The organism is Enterobacter sp. MGH 37 (genome assembly GCF_000534515.1).
Classification (GTDB): domain Bacteria; phylum Pseudomonadota; class Gammaproteobacteria; order Enterobacterales; family Enterobacteriaceae; genus Enterobacter; species Enterobacter kobei.
The window spans coordinates 2,207,513-2,226,857 of the sequence record NZ_KI973205.1 but is presented as its reverse complement, the minus strand read 5'-3'; the positions used below and the strand labels follow the sequence as shown (position 1 = coordinate 2,226,857).

Annotated in this window: 14 protein-coding genes; 11 read left to right on the top strand and 3 right to left on the bottom strand. The window is 54.9% G+C overall.

What is annotated here, in order from left to right; genetic code table 11:
- Window positions 1-158: 158 nt before the first annotated feature.
- A complete protein-coding gene (gene yegD / locus L383_RS13130; protein WP_023330888.1) occupies window positions 159-1,511 on the bottom strand; it encodes a molecular chaperone in 1,353 nt (450 codons plus the stop codon).
- A gap of 130 nt (window positions 1,512-1,641) precedes the next feature.
- Between yegD and alkA the strand changes: the two genes are divergently transcribed.
- Window positions 1,642-2,514, top strand: a complete 873-nt coding sequence (gene alkA, locus L383_RS13135) for a DNA-3-methyladenine glycosylase 2 (protein ID WP_023330887.1) — start codon at window positions 1,642-1,644, stop codon at window positions 2,512-2,514.
- Here the strand turns inward: alkA and L383_RS13140 are convergent.
- Window positions 2,479-5,808, bottom strand: coding sequence for a diguanylate cyclase (locus tag L383_RS13140; RefSeq protein ID WP_023330886.1), 3,330 nt, complete (start codon window positions 5,806-5,808; stop codon window positions 2,479-2,481). The two genes, alkA and L383_RS13140, sit on opposite strands and share 36 nt — an antisense overlap.
- A gap of 343 nt (window positions 5,809-6,151) precedes the next feature.
- Here L383_RS13140 and udk point away from each other — a divergent pair, with 343 nt between their 5' ends.
- From udk to asmA, 3 genes are all read left to right on the top strand, one after another.
- Window positions 6,152-6,793 (top strand): uridine kinase, encoded by a 642-nt coding sequence (gene udk / locus L383_RS13145; protein WP_008500855.1) that lies wholly within the window; start codon window positions 6,152-6,154, stop codon window positions 6,791-6,793.
- A gap of 91 nt (window positions 6,794-6,884) precedes the next feature.
- Window positions 6,885-7,466 (top strand): dCTP deaminase, encoded by a 582-nt coding sequence (dcd, locus tag L383_RS13150; RefSeq protein WP_014884513.1) that lies wholly within the window; start codon window positions 6,885-6,887, stop codon window positions 7,464-7,466.
- A 22-nt stretch (window positions 7,467-7,488) separates the two neighbouring features.
- Window positions 7,489-9,339, top strand: a complete 1,851-nt coding sequence (gene asmA, locus L383_RS13155) for an outer membrane assembly protein AsmA (protein ID WP_023330885.1) — start codon at window positions 7,489-7,491, stop codon at window positions 9,337-9,339.
- Window positions 9,340-9,429: 90 nt separating this feature from the next.
- Here asmA and L383_RS13160 read toward each other — a convergent pair whose 3' ends face one another.
- Window positions 9,430-11,013, bottom strand: a complete 1,584-nt coding sequence (locus L383_RS13160; protein ID WP_023330884.1) for a TerC family protein — start codon at window positions 11,011-11,013, stop codon at window positions 9,430-9,432.
- Window positions 11,014-11,706: 693 nt separating this feature from the next.
- On the opposite strand from L383_RS13160, the gene L383_RS13165 reads away from it, so the two are divergent.
- From L383_RS13165 to wcaD, 7 genes are all read left to right on the top strand, one after another.
- On the top strand, window positions 11,707-12,846 hold the full coding sequence (locus L383_RS13165) for a polysaccharide export protein (protein WP_014884510.1): 1,140 nt from the start codon (window positions 11,707-11,709) through the stop codon (window positions 12,844-12,846).
- A 6-nt stretch (window positions 12,847-12,852) separates the two neighbouring features.
- Window positions 12,853-13,296, top strand: a complete 444-nt coding sequence (gene wzb / locus L383_RS13170; RefSeq protein ID WP_014884509.1) for a low molecular weight protein-tyrosine-phosphatase Wzb — start codon at window positions 12,853-12,855, stop codon at window positions 13,294-13,296.
- Window positions 13,297-13,298: 2 nt separating this feature from the next.
- A complete protein-coding gene (gene wzc, locus L383_RS13175; RefSeq protein ID WP_014884508.1) occupies window positions 13,299-15,461 on the top strand; it encodes a tyrosine-protein kinase Wzc in 2,163 nt (720 codons plus the stop codon).
- A gap of 126 nt (window positions 15,462-15,587) precedes the next feature.
- Window positions 15,588-16,430, top strand: a complete 843-nt coding sequence (wcaA, locus tag L383_RS13180) for a colanic acid biosynthesis glycosyltransferase WcaA (RefSeq protein WP_014884507.1) — start codon at window positions 15,588-15,590, stop codon at window positions 16,428-16,430.
- Complete coding sequence (gene wcaB, locus L383_RS13185; protein ID WP_014170825.1) at window positions 16,430-16,921, top strand: colanic acid biosynthesis acetyltransferase WcaB; 492 nt, start codon at window positions 16,430-16,432, stop codon at window positions 16,919-16,921. Before wcaA ends, wcaB begins: the two co-directional genes overlap by 1 nt.
- The gene (gene wcaC, locus L383_RS13190; protein ID WP_023330883.1) at window positions 16,918-18,135 is read left to right on the top strand and encodes a colanic acid biosynthesis glycosyltransferase WcaC; all 1,218 of its coding nucleotides are present in this window, start codon (window positions 16,918-16,920) and stop codon (window positions 18,133-18,135) included. The genes wcaB and wcaC overlap by 4 nt, the downstream gene beginning before the upstream one ends.
- Window positions 18,110-19,330: a colanic acid polymerase WcaD gene (wcaD, locus tag L383_RS13195; RefSeq protein ID WP_014884505.1), complete on the top strand. Its 1,221-nt coding sequence runs from the start codon at window positions 18,110-18,112 to the stop codon at window positions 19,328-19,330. Before wcaC ends, wcaD begins: the two co-directional genes overlap by 26 nt.
- Window positions 19,331-19,345: the final 15 nt, after the last annotated feature.

Below are 19,345 nucleotides of genomic sequence, written 5' to 3'. Positions count from 1 at the left end.
CAGGCAACACAGCGGAAAAATGGAGGAAATATGGAAGACTGTCTGGAATTGTCTGAGTGTGGTGCTTTTTTTTGCCGGGTGGCGCTTCGCTTACCCGGCCTACGGTTCGAGGGTTTTGTGGGCCGGGTAAGGCGAAGCCGCCACCCGGCACAGCGGCACTAGCTAAACATCACCTGCGCCCAGCGCGCCAGCCCCGCGGTAACGGAGCCAAAGTCATCGCCACCGGCAACCGGAATACCCGGCAACTGTTCCGCCAGCGCTTTTTTGATCAGCGGTGAACGGGCGCTTCCGCCGGTGAGGTAGATGACGTCCGGCTTCTCTTTGCCGTTCTCCAGCGCGAGTTGCACCTGTTCCAGTATGCGCTGTAGCGGCTGCGCGAGCGCGGTCTCCAGCCCCTCCTGTGAAATCGCCGTGGCCAGATCGTCGCTGATAAATGGCAAGGACACCGCATGTTCAGCGCGGTTTGAAAGGGCAATTTTGCTCTCTTCGGCGGTGCGTACCACGCGGTAGCTCAGGCGCTGACGCCACACTTTATACAGCAGGGCGACTTTATCGGCGTCCTGCGCGTCACGCATCAGGTCATTCAGGAAGCGGCCGTTGGCGGTACTGTAAAAATCACTCTGCGCCGGGACGTCGTTGATGGCAATCGCGTTCCACCACGGCAGGATCGGCAGGGCGATGCCTTTTTCCGTTTGCCCGCCCATGCCGAGCAGCGGCATCAGGCTCTTGAATGCCAGGGCGATATCCAGATCGTTACCGCCCACGCGGCAGCCGCTGTGCCCCAGCAGGCTATTTTCACGGTCGCGGCGGTGATGCCACTGCGGCCCCATCAGCAGCAGCGAGCAGTCCGTTGTACCCCCGCCGATATCCACGACCAGCACCCGTTTTTCTTCCGTCAACGTGGCCTCAAAGTCCAGCCCCGCCGCAACCGGCTCATACTGGAACACCACGTCGCGAAAGCCTGCCCGGTGCGCCGCGCGCTCAAGGATCCCCTGCGCCTGCTGGTTGGCCTCATCGCCGCCCAGCCCCTGGAAGTTGATCGGGCGGCCAATCACGGCCTGGGTAATCGTCTCGGGGACCTGCGTCTGCGCCTGATGACGGATATGCAGCATCATGGCGCATACCAGGTCTTCAAACACCGCCACCTGCTGCGGCTTGAGGCCGCTGGCCCCGAGGAAAGATTTTGGCGATTTAACAAAGTAGACCTCTTCCGGGTCTTCAATGTAATGCCCGAGTGAAGAGAGGCCGAACTGCACGCTGGAAGGCGTAACGTCGATATCTTCCTCGCGGTTAAAGCTCACTGCCCGGCGCAGCAGCGCCTGGGTTTCTGCCGCAGTCGCAGGAACCTGATGGTGGCGGAACAGCCACTCGCTCACCGCTTCACGCGTCGGCGCGCAGAGCATTGACGGCAGCAGCGTGCTCTCTTTTTCCATTTTCAGGAGCTGTGGTTGCCCGTTTTGCATAATTGCAACCGAGCAGTTTGCCGTACCGTAGTCGAATCCGATAAACACAATAAATCCCCATGCCAGTGAGAAGGGGCGAGACTTTAGCGGAATGCCTGTCCGGCGACAACAGGAATATGAAAGCAAGGCGTAACACGCTTTTTCAGTTTATCCTGAGGGGAACAAAAAAGGAGCGACAATGCATACCCTGACCTGGCACCCCCCTTACGACTGGCAATGGATGTTTGGCTTTCTTGGCGCCCGTGCGGTGGCGGGGGTTGAGACGGTCACGGAAAGCTATTACGAGCGCAGTTTTGCCTGTGAAGGGCATCAGGGGATCTTCCGCGTTACGCCGGACACGCAAACCCATACGCTACAGGTCACGCTTAGCCCGGGGTTAACGCCGGTGGCCGGACTTTGCCTTGAGCGTATCGGGCGTCTGTTCGATCTTGCCTGCGATCCGCAGGACGTCCACCGGACTTTGGGCGATCTCGGCGCCGCGCGACCAGGCCTGCGTTTGCCTGGGGCAATGGATGCCTACGAACAGGGCGTGCGGGCCATTCTGGGTCAACTGGTCAGCGTGGCGATGGCGGCGAAACTGGCTTCACGCGTTGTCGCCCTGTGCGGTGAGCCGGTCAAGGATGCGCCGGGCTATGTCTGCTTTCCCTCCCCACAAGCCCTGGCGGCTGCCGACCCGCTGGCGCTCAAAGCGCTCGGGATGCCGGTCAAACGCGCGGAATCGCTGATTCATCTGGCACAGTCGGTCGTCGACGGGACATTTCCGCTCACGCCGCCTGAGGACGTTGAGGCAGGCATGAAGGCGTTACAACAACGGCCGGGTATTGGCCGCTGGACGGCAAATTACCTCGCCCTTCGCGGCTGGCAGGCGAAAGATGTGTTTCTTCCGGATGATTATCTGATTAAGCAACGTTTCGCCGGGATGACGCCTGCGCAAATTCGTCGCTATGCCGAGCGCTGGCAGCCGTGGCGCTCCTACGCGCTGCTGCACATCTGGTATACCGACGGCTGGGCGCCGTCAGTTGATGGCGAAATAACTGGTGTTGAGCAGTAGATCCAGCGGCTGCGGCTCGGCGATGGTGTCACCATAGATAAAATCAATGCCAATGCCAGAAAGCGTATCCATCATGATGGGCTGGTTGCAGGGGCCTGCGATGGTTCTCATCCCCAGACGCTGGGCATGGCCCTGAACGATGGTCACCATCATTTCATCCATCAGGTTGCCATAGACGTTGCTCACGACTTCGGCATCCAGCATCAGGTAATCGGCCATGTTCGGACTCAGGTGGGTGAAAATGTCCATGTCGCGGCCTATCTGGCTGAGGATCACGCGGCAGCCCGCCTGGCGAAGCTTTTGTAAACCCCGCTGCAGATTCTCATCCGAATCACACACCACGCCGGCAGGGATCACCAGATGCAGCAGACGGCCCGGCATTGGGCTTTTATCAAGAAGATCGAGAAGTTCGTCGACCAGCGTCACGCTGGCTAAACCGGCTGCCGAAAGCGGCAATGCGATCCCCATGCCTTTACTGGCGATCCTGGCGGCAGATGTCCGGAAGAAGTCGCTAAAGATGCGTCTGTCGAGGGCGTGCAGCAGTTCCGGCTCTGCCAGGCCAGAACGGAAGGCGTGTTCCTCCAGGACTTCGCCCTGGCTGGTCCACAGGCGCAGCGAAATCAGCCAGAAATTACAGCTCTCCGGTATGCGAGGGGAGGCGACGCTACGGGCTATCATCATCAGGTGATTGTCTTTGATCATGTGCCATTGTTCGTCCAGCGACATCATGCTGCGCGTGCTGTGATCCCGCTCCTGCTGCGGTTCGTAAACCGTCACGATGCCGCGCCCGCTGTTTTTCGAGGCATAACAGGCAATATCTGCCTGTGACATCACTTCTGACGCCAGGTGGTTATGTTCATCGATCAGCGTGATCCCGGCGCTGGCGCCAATTCGATGCAGGCGGCCTTCCCACATAAAGTGATAGTCGTTGATGCTATGGACCAGACGACCGGTGATATAGCGTGCGCTCTCAATATTGCAGTCCGGCAGCAACAGCCCAAACTCATCACCCCCCAGACGCGCCAGCACATCGCTGGAGCGCAGCATGGTTAACATCATGGAAGAGAGTTCCCGCAGCAGGGCATCGCCCGCCGCATGGCCTGCGGTATCATTGACGGCTTTGAAGCGGTCCAGATCGATAAAGACCAGCGCATGACGCTGCCGCGTCTCACGAACCGTTTGCAGGAGTCGTTTGAGGTGGTTTTCAAAGCTGACCCGGTTTGCCAGGTGGGTCAGGGCATCGTGCGACGCGCTGTAACTCAGCTGACGCAGCATTTTGCGCGACTCGGTGACATCCTGAATAACGATAACCGAGCCGATACTTTGTCCATCCAGCGTGCTGAGTGGCGTAATGCTGTAATGGATGTCAAACGCTCCACCCGTGCGGCAGTTCAGCACCACGTCCTGGTCGATATCTGAGCGTGACATATCCCCGCTGTGGATGTTCTCCATCAGCGGCCCTCGCTCCCCAAACGTGATGTGTAATACCTTGAGAACCGGCTGGCCGATAGCCTCGGTTTGTAGCCAGCCGCTCATCTTCTCGGCGACCGGGTTCATAAAGGTGACGTTCATGTCGATATCGGTACAGAGCACGGCTTCGCCGATGGAGTCGAGCGTGATATGCAGACGCTCTTTTTCCTGGAACAGCGCCTCGTTAAGCTGCTTAACCTCGGTCATGTCCATGTTGATGCCAAGCAAACGCTCGACTTCACCCTCTTTATTCAACACCCGGTTTGCCAGGGAGCGAATATGGCGCACGCCTTCCTTCACGCGGATACGAAATTCCAGCTTAAACGGCAGACGTGAGATCAGTGAATCCCGCAGCACCTGTTCTGCATGGGCGCGGTCTTCCGGCAGCATCGTGTCGTGCCAGAGCTGCCAGGTGGGCTTGATGTGCGGCGGGATTTCATACAGTTCGAACATCCGCTTATCCCAGCTGATGATGTCAGGCTCCAGATCCCACTCCCAGATGCCGATGCCGCCCGCTTCGTTGGCCAGCGTAATGCGCTCCATCAGGCGTTTGTTGACCCACTCGGTCTGCTTCAGGTCGTTAATGTCTTCAATCTGGGCGATAAAATAGAGCGGCGAGCCGTCGGTATGGCGCACAACGGAGACGGCAAGCAGCGCCCAGACCACTTCACCGTTGCGCGTGTAATAGCGCTTTTCAAGGGTATAGGTGTTGATTTCGCCGTTGACCAGCTGCTCCAGCTGTTCGAGGTCGGTGTGCAAATCTTCCGGCCAGGTGAGCTGCTGGAAGGTGAGTGACTGTAGTTCGGACTGGCTGTAACCGAGGAAATTGCACAGCGCTTTGTTGGCCTGTAGCCACTGCCCCTCAATGCTGACTAACGCCATCCCGATGGCGGAATACTCCATCGCATTACGAAAACGCGCTTCGCTTTCAGTGATGTGTTTGCGTTCGGCACGGAAGGCATACATCACCATGGTCATCACGTTCGCCGGGAGAAGCAGCATCAGGAACGGCAGCCAGGGCGCGTTGATCATCGGCCCTTCGTGTTGGGTGGTCAGCGCCTCAGGGTTATGGGCAATCATCAGGGACACGACCATCACGGTGACCAGAAACACCAGGAACGCTTCCATTCGCGGTAAGCGCACGGCGCTCCACATAAGCAGGACGATCACGCAGGTAAATGGCCATGGTAGCCAGGTGATGGCTGCCCAACTCAGGGCCAACGTCACGGCCATTGTGAGCAGCGTTTCCAGCAGCAGTCGCGGATCACGGTGGCGCAGCAGGTAGTGGGGTTTAAACAGTAATCCCAGCGGCACCAGTGCCAGCGCGCCAATGGATTCAGATAACACCCACACAATGAAATCGCGCAGTGGCTCAGGACCGGGAACCAGAAAAATCACCAGAATACCGCCTACCAGCGGCGGCACCAGCGCGCTGCCCATCGCCAGACGGATCCAGTCACTTAAATTTTGCAGCGGGTTATACCACGGGAGCAGTTTGCGCAGTAGTAATGCACCGACGACGGCCTCAATCACATTTATGGCGGTGGAGGTGAGGTTAATCGCCCCCCACGAGAACAACATCCACGAGGCCAGAATATTGCCGAACGAACACGCCAGGGCAATGCCCGGCCACATTTTTCCCGCGTGGCGGTAAAACGCCACCATCATGATGGCGGTGGGGAACCAGAGCGGCGCCAGCAGGGTGCCGAAGCGGGTAAGCTCCAGCGAAAATAAGGTAAAGATAAAGGTGACCAGGCCCAGACAGACAAGTCGTAATAAAGGATGTGGGGTGGTAACCAAAACCCGCTGGTATTGTTTATTCATTACCGCTTTATCCAGAGACGCCGTGCCGTCAGGAGAGAAGTCCGTACGAGTGAATTTGATAATTTGGTTTATGCTAGTACAAACAATTTACAATTCATATGGCGACTGCTCATAATTTGACATCATAGACTTATTAAATAGTTACAGGTTAAAAAATCGCTGTGAAACGCTGAAAAAACGCGCATTAAAATTTCACTCAGGGAACAATTCGCAACTTTACAGGCTGTCTCGCATTACCTGCGCTTTCGACTGGTATCACGCCCGCGAAATCCCTATAATTGCCGCGTTTGACGCTCCGGCGTCGTCCTTCCTTAACATCCAGGTTAATCAGGTCGCTAAATTTATGACTGATAAGTCTCATCAGTGCGTCATTATAGGCATCGCCGGCGCATCGGCTTCAGGTAAAAGTCTAATTGCCAGTACGCTTTATCGCGAACTGCGTGAACAAGTAGGTGATGAGCACATCGGCGTCATTCCCGAAGACAGCTATTACAAAGATCAATCCCATCTGTCGATGGAAGAGCGCGTAAAAACCAACTATGACCACCCGAATGCAATGGATCACAGTTTACTGTTCCAGCATTTAGAAGCCCTAAAAAGCGGCCAGGCAATTGAGCTGCCCGTTTACAGTTACGTAGAACACACCCGCACCCAGGAGACGATCCGCATCGAACCGAAAAAGGTGATTATCCTTGAAGGTATCCTGCTCCTGACCGATGCTCGCCTGCGTGAATCAATGAACTTCTCGATTTTCGTTGATACCCCGCTGGATATCTGCCTGATGCGCCGCATCAAGCGAGACGTTAACGAGCGTGGCCGTTCAATGGACTCCGTCATGGCGCAATACCAGAAAACGGTCCGTCCGATGTTCCTGCAGTTTATCGAGCCCTCCAAACAATACGCCGATATCATCGTGCCGCGCGGAGGCAAAAACCGCATTGCCATTGATATCTTAAAAGCGAAAATCAGCCAGTTTTTTGAATAAGCCGCGCGAATTGTGTACCGTTCAGAGATAACCTGGTTTTACCCTGAGATGTTAAGGTCTCAGGGGTCGATGCATGAAAGGAGAAAGTGCCATGCGTCTTTGTGATCGCGATATTGAAGCCTGGCTGGATGAAGGCCGTTTGTCTATTACCCCACGTCCTCCTGTAGAGCGTATCAATGGGGTGACCGTTGATGTACGGTTGGGGAATAAATTCCGCACCTTTAGTGGCCATACTGCACCGTTCATCGACCTCAGCGGGCCGAAGGATGAAGTCAGCGCCGCGCTCGATCGCGTGATGAGTGACGAAATCGTCATTGACGAAGGTGACGCTTTTTATTTGCATCCAGGTGAACTGGCGCTGGCGGTGACGTTCGAATCCGTGACCCTGCCTGCTGACCTCGTCGGCTGGCTGGATGGCCGTTCTTCTCTGGCCCGTCTGGGGCTGATGGTGCACGTGACCGCACACCGTATCGATCCCGGCTGGTCGGGCCGTATCGTGCTGGAGTTCTTCAACGCCGGCAAACTGCCGCTGGCGCTGCGCCCCGGCATGATGATTGGTGCGTTAAGCTTTGAACCGCTAACCGGCCCGGCAGACAGGCCTTATAACCGCCGGCAGGACGCAAAATACCGCGACCAGCAGGGTGCGGTTGCCAGCCGTATTGATAAAGACTGATCGTTAGTCCATTGAGGATGCCATGAGAAGAGTTCTGACAACGCTGATGATTTTGCTGGTCGTGCTGGTTGCTGGCCTTTCGGCGTTGGTTCTGCTGGTTAACCCTAACGATTTCCGCGCTTACATGGTGCGGCAGGTCGAGGCGCGCAGTGGTTACCAACTGAAGCTCGACGGGCCGCTACGCTGGCACGTCTGGCCACAGCTCAGCATTCTCTCTGGCCGCATGTCGTTAACGGCACCGGGCGCTGCCCAGCCGATCGTGTCTGCGGACAACATGCGTCTCGATGTGGCGCTCATCCCCCTCATTTCTCACCAGTTGCAGGTTAACCAGGTGATGCTCAAAGGGGCGGTCATTCAGCTTACCCAGCAGACTGAAGCCGTGCGCAACGCGAATGCGCCGGTTGCACCGCGTGAGAATACCTTACCGGATGAGCCGTCCGATACGGGCTGGTCCTTTGATATTGCCAAACTGAAAGTTGCCGATAGCGTGCTGGTGTTCCAGCATGAGGATCAAGAGCAGGTTACGGTTCGCAATATTAATCTGCAGATGGAACAGGATGCGCATCATCTTGCGTCGCTGGAATTCAGCGGGCGAATGAATCGCGACCAGCGCGATCTAACCCTCTCGCTAAATGCCAGGGTCAATGCGTCAGACTATCCCCATCAGCTGACGGCCGATATTCAGCAGCTCAACTGGCAGCTCACGGGCGCAGATCTTCCGACCCAGGGGATCACCGGGCAGGGGACGATGCAGGCCGTCTGGCGCGAAGAACAAAAACAGCTGGAGCTGGATAACCTCAACCTGCAGGCCAATGACAGCAGCCTGAAGGGGCAGGCGAGCGTCACGCTCGAAGAGAAGCCAAAGTGGGTGCTGAACCTGCAGTTTGACAAGCTCAACCTGGAAAACATCCTGCCGCCGCTACCGGCTGGCACAACGGACAGCGATGCTGTGCAGACAGGACAAAGCCAGCCGCCGGTGTCGCGTCCGGTTATCTCGTCGAATCTTGATCAACCTGACTATAACGCTCTGCGCGGATTCACGGCCGATATCCTGTTGAAAGCCAACAGCCTGCGCTGGCGCGGTATGGACTTCACCGACGTGAGCGGCCAGATGTTTAACCACAACGGGTTGCTGGTGATCTCCGAGCTGAGCGGCAAAATGGGGGCAGGGCATCTTTCACTGCCTGGCACGCTGGACGTGCGTAAGGACGAAACCCGCGCGCAATTCCAGCCGCGTCTCGACAACGTTGAGATTGGTACCATCCTTAAAGCCTTTAACTATCCGATATCCCTGACAGGGCAGTTGACGCTGGCGGGGGATTTCTCAGGCACAAAAATTGATGCCGAAGCTTTCCGCCGTGAATGGCAGGGCGAGGCGCACGTGGACCTGAAAGACTCCCGTATGGAAGGTCTTAACTTCCAGCAGCTGGTACAGCAGGCTGTGGAGCGCAGCAGTGACGTCAAAGCGCAGGAAAACTACGATAGCGTCACGCGCCTCGACAGTTTCTCCACGGATCTGACGCTGGATAACGGGCAACTGACGCTGGCAGCTATGCAGGGAACCTCTTCTATGCTGTCGTTGACCGGAGAAGGCTCGCTGGATCTGGTCAAAGAGACGGCGGACACGCGCTTTAACGTCCGGGTACTTTCCGGCTGGCAGGGCGAAAGTAAGCTGATTGATTTCCTGAAAGAGACGCCAGTGCCGCTTAGCGTCTATGGTAAATGGCAGGCGCTGAATTACAGCCTTCAGGTGGATCAGATCCTGCGTAAGCATCTGCAGGATGAAGCGAAACGTCGGCTTAATAGCTGGGCAGATCGTAATAAAGATTCCCAGAACGGCAAGGATGTGAAGAAACTGCTGGATAAGCTTTGATGACAGTTGTGCCGGGTGGCGGCTTCGCCTTACCCGGCCTACAAAAGCCTGACGTCGTAGGCCGGGTAAGCGCAGCGCCACCCGGCTTTTTTACACCTCAAAATCCAGTTCTTCCTCATCCCGCAGTGGAATGAGCTGCACTTTCTGCACGCGATGGTTTTCAATCTGCAGCGTTTTAAGCCGATAGTCACCTACCTGAACCTCTTCACCTGGCTGCGGGATGCGCTGTAAGTATTCCATCAGCAGGCCCGCAATGGTGTGGTACTCCCGCTTTTCATCCAGCGGCAGCGGCACATACTGCACCAGGTCTTCCAGCGGCATATGGCCGTTGGCCGTCCACGAGCCGTCGGCGTTTTTCTGAATATCATGGCGGGCATCAATCTCATCCACTTCGTTTGGCAAATTACCGGCAATGGTTTCCATCACGTCGCTGAGCGTGACCAGCCCTTCAACTGAACCAAACTCATCCACCACAAAGGCAAAGTGCGTTCGCGCATTTCGGAATTGCTCAAGGGCAGAGAGCAATTGCAATCCTTCCGGGAAGACCAGGGGCTGGCGTACCAGGGCGCGCAGATTGAGCGCCTCCCCGTGCAGCTGCTGCTGGAGCAGGTCGATAACGTGCACGACGCCCAGTAATTCTTCTTCCTCTTCACCGCCGGTCACCACCACGCGCGTGTGCTGGTTTTTATCCAGCAGGGCGCGGATGTGCTCTTCGGGGGCGGTGAGATCGATATGCTCAATGTCATGCCGGGAAGTCATGATGCTGCTGACCGTGCGCTCATTAAGGTTAAGCACTCGCTCAATCATCAGGCGCTCCTGCGGGTTAAAGATCTGCCCGTCGCTGTGATCGGCCAGCATGGCAGCAGATTCGGCGTCCAGCTCTGCATCCTCTTTTTTACCGCTCAGTAGGCGCATAACGGTGTCGGCCGTGCGCTGACGCAGGGTCTGATTAGCGGAAAGGAAGCGGCGGCGGTTAAATATCGCCAGCTGGTTAAGCGCTTCAATCATGACGGAGAAACCAATGGCGGCGTACAAATAGCCTTTCGGAATGTGGAAGCCAAAACCGTCGGCCACCAGGCTAAAGCCAATCATCAGCAGGAAGCTCAGGCAGAGGATCACGATGGTCGGGTGGCTGTTCACAAAGCGGGTGAGTGCCTTGCTCGCCATCACCATCAGCGTGATGGCGATAATCACCGCTGCCATCATAACGGCCAGATGGTCCACCATCCCGACGGCGGTGATCACCGAATCCAGGGAGAAGACGGCATCCAGCACCACGATTTGCGCTACCACCGGCCAGAATCTCGCGCCACGTCGCTGGGTCGGGTTCTCGCTGTCTTTACCTTCGAGCCGTTCATTGAGCTCTACCGTGGCTTTGAACAGCAGGAACAACCCGCCGAAGAGCATGATCAGATCGCGGGCGCTAAAGCTGAGGCCGTGAACGGAGAACAGCGGTTGCGTGAGTGTGACCATCCAGGAGATAGAGGCCAGCAACAGTAAACGCATCACCATCGCCAGCAGCAGGCCCGTTACGCGCGCGCGATCGCGCTGGGAAGGGGGCAGTTTTTCAGCGAGGATGGCAATAAAGACCAGATTATCAATCCCGAGCACTAATTCGATGACGACCAGCGTCACCAGCCCGGCCCAGATTGATGGATCGGCAATCCATTCCATAGTAATAGCAATACCTTCTGTTATATGACGATTGTCACACTTCGATCATGGATAAAGCCGGGGAAAATTGCAATGCCGGGCTGAGATTTCTCTTAATACGAAACGCTTAAAAGAGAGCAAACTCATCGGGGTGTAAATAAGCAAAATACGTATATTTAATTATAAAGAGAACATTTTAGGATATATCGCAGATAATGGTTTTCACTCCCGCTTTGTCAATATAAAGAAAATCCTAAAAGGTTAAAACTTTGCTCTTAATATTAATCTTAAAAACAGATATTAGGACAGTTGTCTCCTTGCCTGCTATTAGGTTAGCTGCAACAATTCTCCCAGCATCAAATGTTAAATCTTGTTGTTGCTATTTTTGTTTTGGTCTTCCGGGATGGTTATTCATTATCCGTTGGGTGTCTCACCCGGCTGATATATTTCCAGAAGGCCTTGCTCAAGAGGGTGTCTATCCATAACACATTGTTTAGTCAGTGGATTGGTAACTGAAAGCCAAGGGCGGTAGCGTGCCTGAAAGCGTGTGAATCAGCCTCGGTTATTCTGTCAATAGCCAATGGATGAATAAGCTTTTTTTAGGACTGATGCCAGTTATATTTCTATTTGATTAACTGCATGCTGAAACCCAATACGACCCAAGCTTATTTAAATTGCACAGGATAATTACTCTGCCAAAGTGATAAATAATCAATGATGAAATCCAAAATGAAATTGATGCCATTATTGGTGTCTGTGACCTTGATGAGTGGTTGCACGGTCTTTCCCGGCAGCAATATGTCAACAATGGGTAAGGATGTGATCAAGCAACAGGATGCCGATTTTGATCTCGACAAAATGGTGAATGTTTATCCACTTACGCCACGTCTGGTCGAACAATTACGCCCACGTCCGAATGTTGCTCAGCCGAATATGTCTCTGGACCAGGAAATCGCCGCTTATCAGTATCGCGTGGGGCCGGGTGACGTGATCAACGTGACCGTCTGGGACCACCCTGAACTGACCACGCCTGCGGGCCAGTACCGTAGCTCAAGCGACACCGGGAACTGGGTACAGTCAGATGGCACGATGTTCTACCCCTACATTGGTAAAGTCCATGTTGCCGGGAAAACCCTTGCCGAGATCCGGAGTGATATTACCGGCCGCTTAGCGCAGTACATCGCCGATCCGCAGGTGGACGTTAATATTGCCGCATTCCGCTCGCAAAAAGCCTACATTTCCGGCCAGGTCAATAAATCCGGCCAGCAGGCCATCACCAACGTACCGTTAACCGTTCTGGATGCCATTAACGCCGCAGGCGGGTTAACCGACGGTGCCGACTGGCGCAACGTGGTCCTGACCCACAATGGCAAAGAGCAGCGCATCTCACTGCAGGCGCTGATGCAAAACGGCGATCTGACCCAGAACCGCCTGCTCTATCCGGGCGATATTCTCTACGTACCGCGTAATGACGATCTGAAAGTCTTCGTGATGGGTGAAGTGAAGAAACAGAGCACCCTCAAAATGGACTTCAGCGGCATGACGCTGACCGAAGCGCTGGGCAATGCGGAAGGCATCGATCTGACCTCCTCCAACGCCAGCGGCATCTTCGTGATTCGCCCACTTAAGGACGACGCCAGCAACAAAGGCAAGATTGCCAACATTTACCAGCTCGATATGTCCGACGCCACCTCGCTGGTGATGGCAACGTCGTTCCGCCTCCAGCCATACGATGTGGTGTATGTCACTACCGCGCCGGTTGCCCGCTGGAACCGTCTGATCAACCAGTTGCTGCCAACCATCAGTGGCGTTCGCTACATGACGGATACGGCGCGCGACATTCATACCTGGTAATCCGCGATGTTTAACAAAATTCTGGTGGTATGCGTGGGGAACATTTGCCGTTCCCCGACGGCAGAGCGGTTGTTGAAACACTACCAGCCTGAACTGACCGTCGAGTCCGCAGGCCTTGGCGCGCTGGTCGGTAAAGCGGCCGATGAGCGCGCAACGAGCGTGGCCCGCGATCATAACCTCTCCCTTGACGGGCATATTGCCCGCCAGGTCACCGGCCGCATGTGCCGGGAATATGACCTGATCCTGGCAATGGAAAAACGCCATATTCATGCGCTATGCGATATCGCACCGGAGATGCGCGGCAAGGTGATGCTGTTTGGTCACTGGGACAATGAACGCGAAATCCCCGATCCGTATCGCAAAAGCCATGAGGCCTTCGAGGCGGTTTACACCTTACTTGACCAGTCTGCCCAACAGTGGGCGCAGGCACTGAAAGCTCAGCAGGGATAACAATGACAGAAAAAACAAGACCTTCTGCCGCCCCGACTTCGGGCAGTGATGAAATTGATATTGGTCGCCTGGTCGGCACGGTTATCGAGGCAAAGTGGTGGGTGCTTGGCATTACCGCTGTGTTTGCCGCGGCAGCCGTCGTCTACACGCTGTTCGCCACGCCTATCTACAGCGCCGACGCGCTGGTGCAGATTGAGCAAAATACCGGCAACTCGCTGGTGCAGGATATTGGCTCTGCGCTGGCGAACAAACCACCGGCATCCGACGCTGAAATTCAGCTGATTCAGTCACGTCTGGTACTGGGGAAAACGGTTCACGACCTCGGTCTCGATATCTCCGTCACCAAAAATACCTTCCCGATCTTTGGTGCCGGCTGGGATCGCCTGATGGGACGAAGCAACGATACGGTAAAGGTGACTGACTTTGTGCTGCCGAAAGGGGCGGGCGATCAAACCTTTACCCTGACGGTGCTGGGTCCGAAACAGTACCAGTTGACCAGCGATGCGGGATTCAGCGCGCGCGGCGAAGTGGGCCAGATGCTGACGAAAGATGGCGTCAGCATGATGGTGAGTGCCATTCATGCCCAGGAGGGCGGCGAGTTCACCGTGACCAAATTCTCCACGCTGGGAATGATCAACAATCTGCAAAACAACCTCACCGTGACTGAAAACGGTAAGGACACCGGCGTGCTGAGCATGACCTTTACCGGTGAAGATAAAGATCAAATCCGCGACATCCTGAACAGCATCACCCGCAACTATCTTGAGCAGAACGTTGAGCGTAAGTCGGCGGAAGCGGCGAAAAGCCTGGCTTTCCTTGCTAAACAGCTCCCGGAAGTGCGCGCCCGTCTGGATGATGCCGAGAATAAACTGAACGCTTACCGTCAGGATAAAGACTCTGTCGACCTGCCGCTGGAGGCGAAGTCTGTTCTTGATTCAATGGTTAACATCGACGCCCAGCTCAACGAGCTGACCTTCAAAGAGGCGGAGATTTCCAAGCTGTACACCAAACGCCACCCGGCCTACCGGACGCTGCTGGAAAAACGTCGCACGCTGGAAGAAGAGAAGGCGAAGCTGAACGACCGCGTGACCGCGATGCCGAAAACGCAGCAGGAAATTGTGCGTCTGACCCGCGACGTGGAATCTGGTCAGCAGGTGTACATGCAGCTGCTGAACAAACAGCAGGAGCTGAAAATCACCGAAGCCAGTACCGTGGGTGATGTGCGCATCGTCGACCCGGCGATTACCCAGCCCGGTGTGCTGAAGCCGAAGAAAGCGCTGATCGTTCTCGGCAGCATTATTCTCGGCCTGATGCTCTCCATTGTCGGTGTGCTGCTGCGCTCGCTGTTCAACCGCGGAATCGAAAGCCCGCAGGCGCTGGAAGAGAGTGGTATCAACGTCTATGCCAGCATCCCGCTTTCCGAGTGGCAAAAATCCCGTGACAGCGTCAAAACCATTAAAGGCGTTAAGCGATACAAACAGAGCCAGTTGCTGGCCGTGGGTAACCCGACGGACCTGGCGATTGAAGCGATACGTAGCCTGCGTACCAGCCTGCACTTCGCCATGATGCAGGCCAAAAACAACGTCCTGATGTTAACCGGTGTCAGTCCGTCAATCGGTAAGACCTTTGTCTGCGCCAACCTGGCGGCCGTCGTCAGCCAGACTAACAAACGCGTGCTGCTGATCGACTGCGATATGCGCAAGGGTTATACCCACGAGCTGCTGGGCACCAACAACGTTAACGGTCTGTCGGAAATCCTGCTGGGGCAGGGGGAGATTAGCCAGAGCGCCAAGCCGACCTCGATTCCGAGATTCGATCTGATCCCACGTGGTCAGATACCGCCTAACCCGTCGGAACTGCTGATGAGCGAACGCTTCACCCAGCTGATTGAGTGGGCGAGCAAACACTATGACCTGGTGCTGATCGATACGCCGCCGATTCTGGCCGTGACCGATGCCGCCGTGGTAGGCCGCCATGCGGGTACCACCCTGATGGTGGCACGTTACGCGGTGAACACCCTGAAAGAAGTGGAAACCAGCCTGAGCCGCTTCGAGCAGAACGGGATTGAGGTGAAAGGGGTGATCCTGAACTCCATCTTCCGCCGCGCGACCGGGTATCAGGATTACGGTTATTACGAGTACGAATATAAGTCTGACAGTAAATAACAGTCAAAACATACCCTTACACCCCTCACCCTAACCCTCTCCCCTGAGGCGAGAGGGGACTGTTCGGTGCCGCTTTCACCCTATCCCCTCAGGGGAGAGGGCCGGGGTGAGGGGTAGGAGAAAGAAATGACCACACAACGCCCTTTGATTTCTATCTATATGCCGACATGGAATCGTCAGCAGCTGGCGATCCGCGCAATCAAGTCGGTGTTACGTCAGGATTATGACAACTGGGAACTGATCATCGTGGATGACTGTTCTTCTTCGTATGAACAGCTGCAAAAATTTGTCACCGATCTCAATGACCCGCGCGTGATGTACACCCATAACCCGATTAACTCCGGGGCATGCGCGGTGCGTAACCAGGCGATTATGCAGGCCAAAGGGCAGTATCTGACCGGCATCGACGACGATGACGAATGGACCCCGAACCGACTGTCTGTCTTCCTTTCACATAAAGCACAGCTGGTGACGCATGCGTTCCTGTATGCCAACGACTATGTCTGTCAGGGTGAAGTTTATTCGCAGCCTGCCAGCCTGCCGCTGTACCCGAAATCACCCTATTCTCGCCGCCTGTTCTACAAGCGCAACATTATCGGCAATCAGGTTTTCACCTGGGCATGGCGCTTTAAGGAGTGCCTGTTCGATACCGAACTGAAAGCCGCGCAGGATTACGACATCTTCTTGCGGATGGTGGTTGAGTATGGCGAACCGTGGAAAGTGGAAGAGGCCACGCAGATCCTGCACATCAATCACGGGGAGATGCAAATTACCTCCTCGCCGAAGAAGTTCTCGGGCTACTTCCATTTTTACCGCAAGCATAAGGACAAGTTCGACCGTGCCAGCCGGAAGTATCAGCTCTTTACCCTCTATCAGATCCGCAATAAGCGCATGAACTGGCGCACGCTGCTGACGCTGCTGTCCGTCCGTAACGGCAAACGTCTGGCTGATGGACTTCGGGGGAAATAATGTTTCTTGAAGATTGCCGCGCAAACAGCTGGAGCCTGCGCCCATGCTGCATGGTCCTGGCGTACCGTATCGCGCATTTTTGTTCGGTGTGGCGCAAGAAAAACGTGCTGAACAACCTCTGGGCAGCGCCGGTTCTGGTGCTGTACCGCATTATTACTGAATGCTTTTTTGGTTATGAAATTCAGGCCGCTGCCACCATTGGCCGCCGCTTTACCATTCACCACGGCTATGCGGTGGTGATCAATAAGTTCGTGGTCGCCGGGGATGATTTCACCATTCGTCATGCGGTCACCATTGGCAACCGAGGGCCAGACAGCCTGGCCTGCCCGGTTATCGGCAATAACGTCGAGCTGGGCGCGAACGTGGTGATCATTGGTGACATTACCATCGGTAACAACGTGACGATTGGTGCGGGCAGCGTGGTGCTGGACAGCATTCCGGACAACGCGCTGGTGGTGGGAGAAAAGGCCCGCGTGAAGGTGATTAAATGAACATTCTGCAATTTAACGTCCGCCTCGCTGAAGGCGGAGCGGCAGGCGTGGCCCTGGATCTGCACCAGCGCGCACTGCAAAAAGGACTTCAGTCTCGTTTTATTTATGGCTACGGCAAAGGCGGCAAGAAAAGCGTCAGTCACGATAACTTCCCGCAGGTGCAAAAGCACACGCCGCGTCTGACCTCGATGGCCAACATTGCCTTGTTCCGCCTGTTTAACCGCGATCTGTTTGGCAACCTGAATAATCTTTATCGCACTGTGACCCGAACCACGGGCCCGGTTGTGCTGCATTTCCACGTCCTGCACAGCTACTGGCTGAATCTGGAAGAGGTGGTGGCGTTTTGTCAGAAGGTGCAGGCGCACAAGCCTGATACACGCTTCGTCTGGACGCTGCACGATCACTGGAGCGTGACCGGACGCTGCGCCTTTACCGACGGCTGCGAAGGCTGGAAAGATAACTGCCAGAAATGCCCGACGTTAAGCAATTACCCGCCGGTGAAAGTGGATCGTGCTCATCAGCTGGTAACCGGCAAGCGCAAACTGTTCCGCGACATGCTCTCGCTCGGCTGCACGTTTATCTCCCCGAGCCAGCACGTGGCCGATGCCTTCAACAGCCTTTACGGGGCAGGGCGCTGCCAGATTATCAACAACGGTATCGACGTGGCGACGGAAGCCATTCTGGCGGAGCTGACGCCGGTGGCGGACACCGCGGGTAAACCGAAAATCGCCATCGTTGCGCATGACCTGCGTTACGACGGCAAAACCAACCAGCAGCTGGTGCGCGACATGATGGCGCTCGGTGACAAGATTGAACTGCATACCTTCGGCAAGTTTTCCCCGTTCGAAGGGGAGAACGTCGTGAACCACGGGTTTGAAACCGACAAGCGCAAACTGATGAGCGCGCTGAACGGCATGGATGCGCTGGTGTTCAGCTCCCGCGTGGATAACTACCCGCTGATCCTCTGCGAAGCGCTTTCCATCGGCGTGCCGGTGATTGCCACCCACAGCGATGCCGCGCGTGAAGTGCTGGAAAAGTCGGGCGGTAAAACGTTCTCGGAAGGGGAAGTGCTGCCGCTGGTGCAGATGCCGAAAGCGCAGATCGCTGAGACTGTTTTTGGCACTGACCTGGAATCGTTCCGCAACCGCAGCCGCAAGGCCTACAGTGGACAACAGATGCTGGAGGAGTATGTCTCGTTCTATCAGAATCTGTAGTTATCTGCTGCTGCCGCTGATCTACCTGCTGGTCAACGTCAAAATTGCCCAGCTTGGCGAAAGCTTCCCGATAACCATCGTCACCTTCTTGCCCGTTCTGCTTCTGCTGTATGTCGATAAAATCAACCTGAAGAAGCTGATGATTGCCCTGGGGTTGGGCACGGGCCTGACGCTGTTTAACTACATCTTTGGCCAGTCACTGGATGCCAGTAAATACGTCACCTCTACCATGCTGTTTGTCTATATTGTCATTATTATCGGTATGGTCTGGAGTATTCGGTTTAAAACGATTTCTCCGCACAATTATAGGAAAATCCTCAGGTTCTTTTATATTGCCGTTGCGTTAATTGTTATGCTTGCTGCACTGGAAATGGCGCAAATTATTCTCACCGGTGGCAGTAGCCTGATGGAGATAATTTCGAAATATCTCATTTACAGCAACAGCTATGTATTGAACTTCATTAAGTTTGGCGGAAAGCGTACCACGGCCCTCTATTTTGAACCGGCGTTCTTCGCTCTGGCGTTAATCTCAATTTGGCTCAGCATCAAACAGTTTGGTATCAAAACACCTAAGACCGATGCTATGATTCTTGCAGGAATTGTTCTGTCTGGATCGTTCTCAGGGGTAATGACATTTATCCTGTTTTACCTGCTGGAGTGGGCGTTCCAGTACCTGAACAAAGATGCGATTAAGAAAAAACTGCCGCTGGCGATTATCTCCCTGACGGTATTTTTGGTCGGCGTGATATTTGCGTTCCCGTACATCTCAGAACGTCTGGGAGATTTGGGAACAGAAGGCTCATCGTCCTATTATCGCATCATTGGTCCGCTGGTGATGGTGGGTTATTCCTTAACCCATATTGATGGTGTAGTAAGATTCGGCTCACTTTACGAATATGTTGCATCATTCGGAATCTTTAACGGTGCGGATGTCGGTAAAACCATAGACAATGGTCTGTATCTGTTAATTATTTATTTTTCGTGGTTCGCCGTACTGTTGACGCTGTGGTATCTGTTTAAAGTTTTCAAAATGATGATTAACGCGTTTGGTGATAACCAGAACTTTCGCGTGCAACTTTATCTGTTTACACCGGTGTCGCTGTTTTTTACCGGGTCAATATTTAGCCCGGAATATGCTTTCTTGATTGTCTGTCCGTTTATTTTGCGCAAAGCGCTTAATATTACGAACGTATGACGAAATGAGGTGATT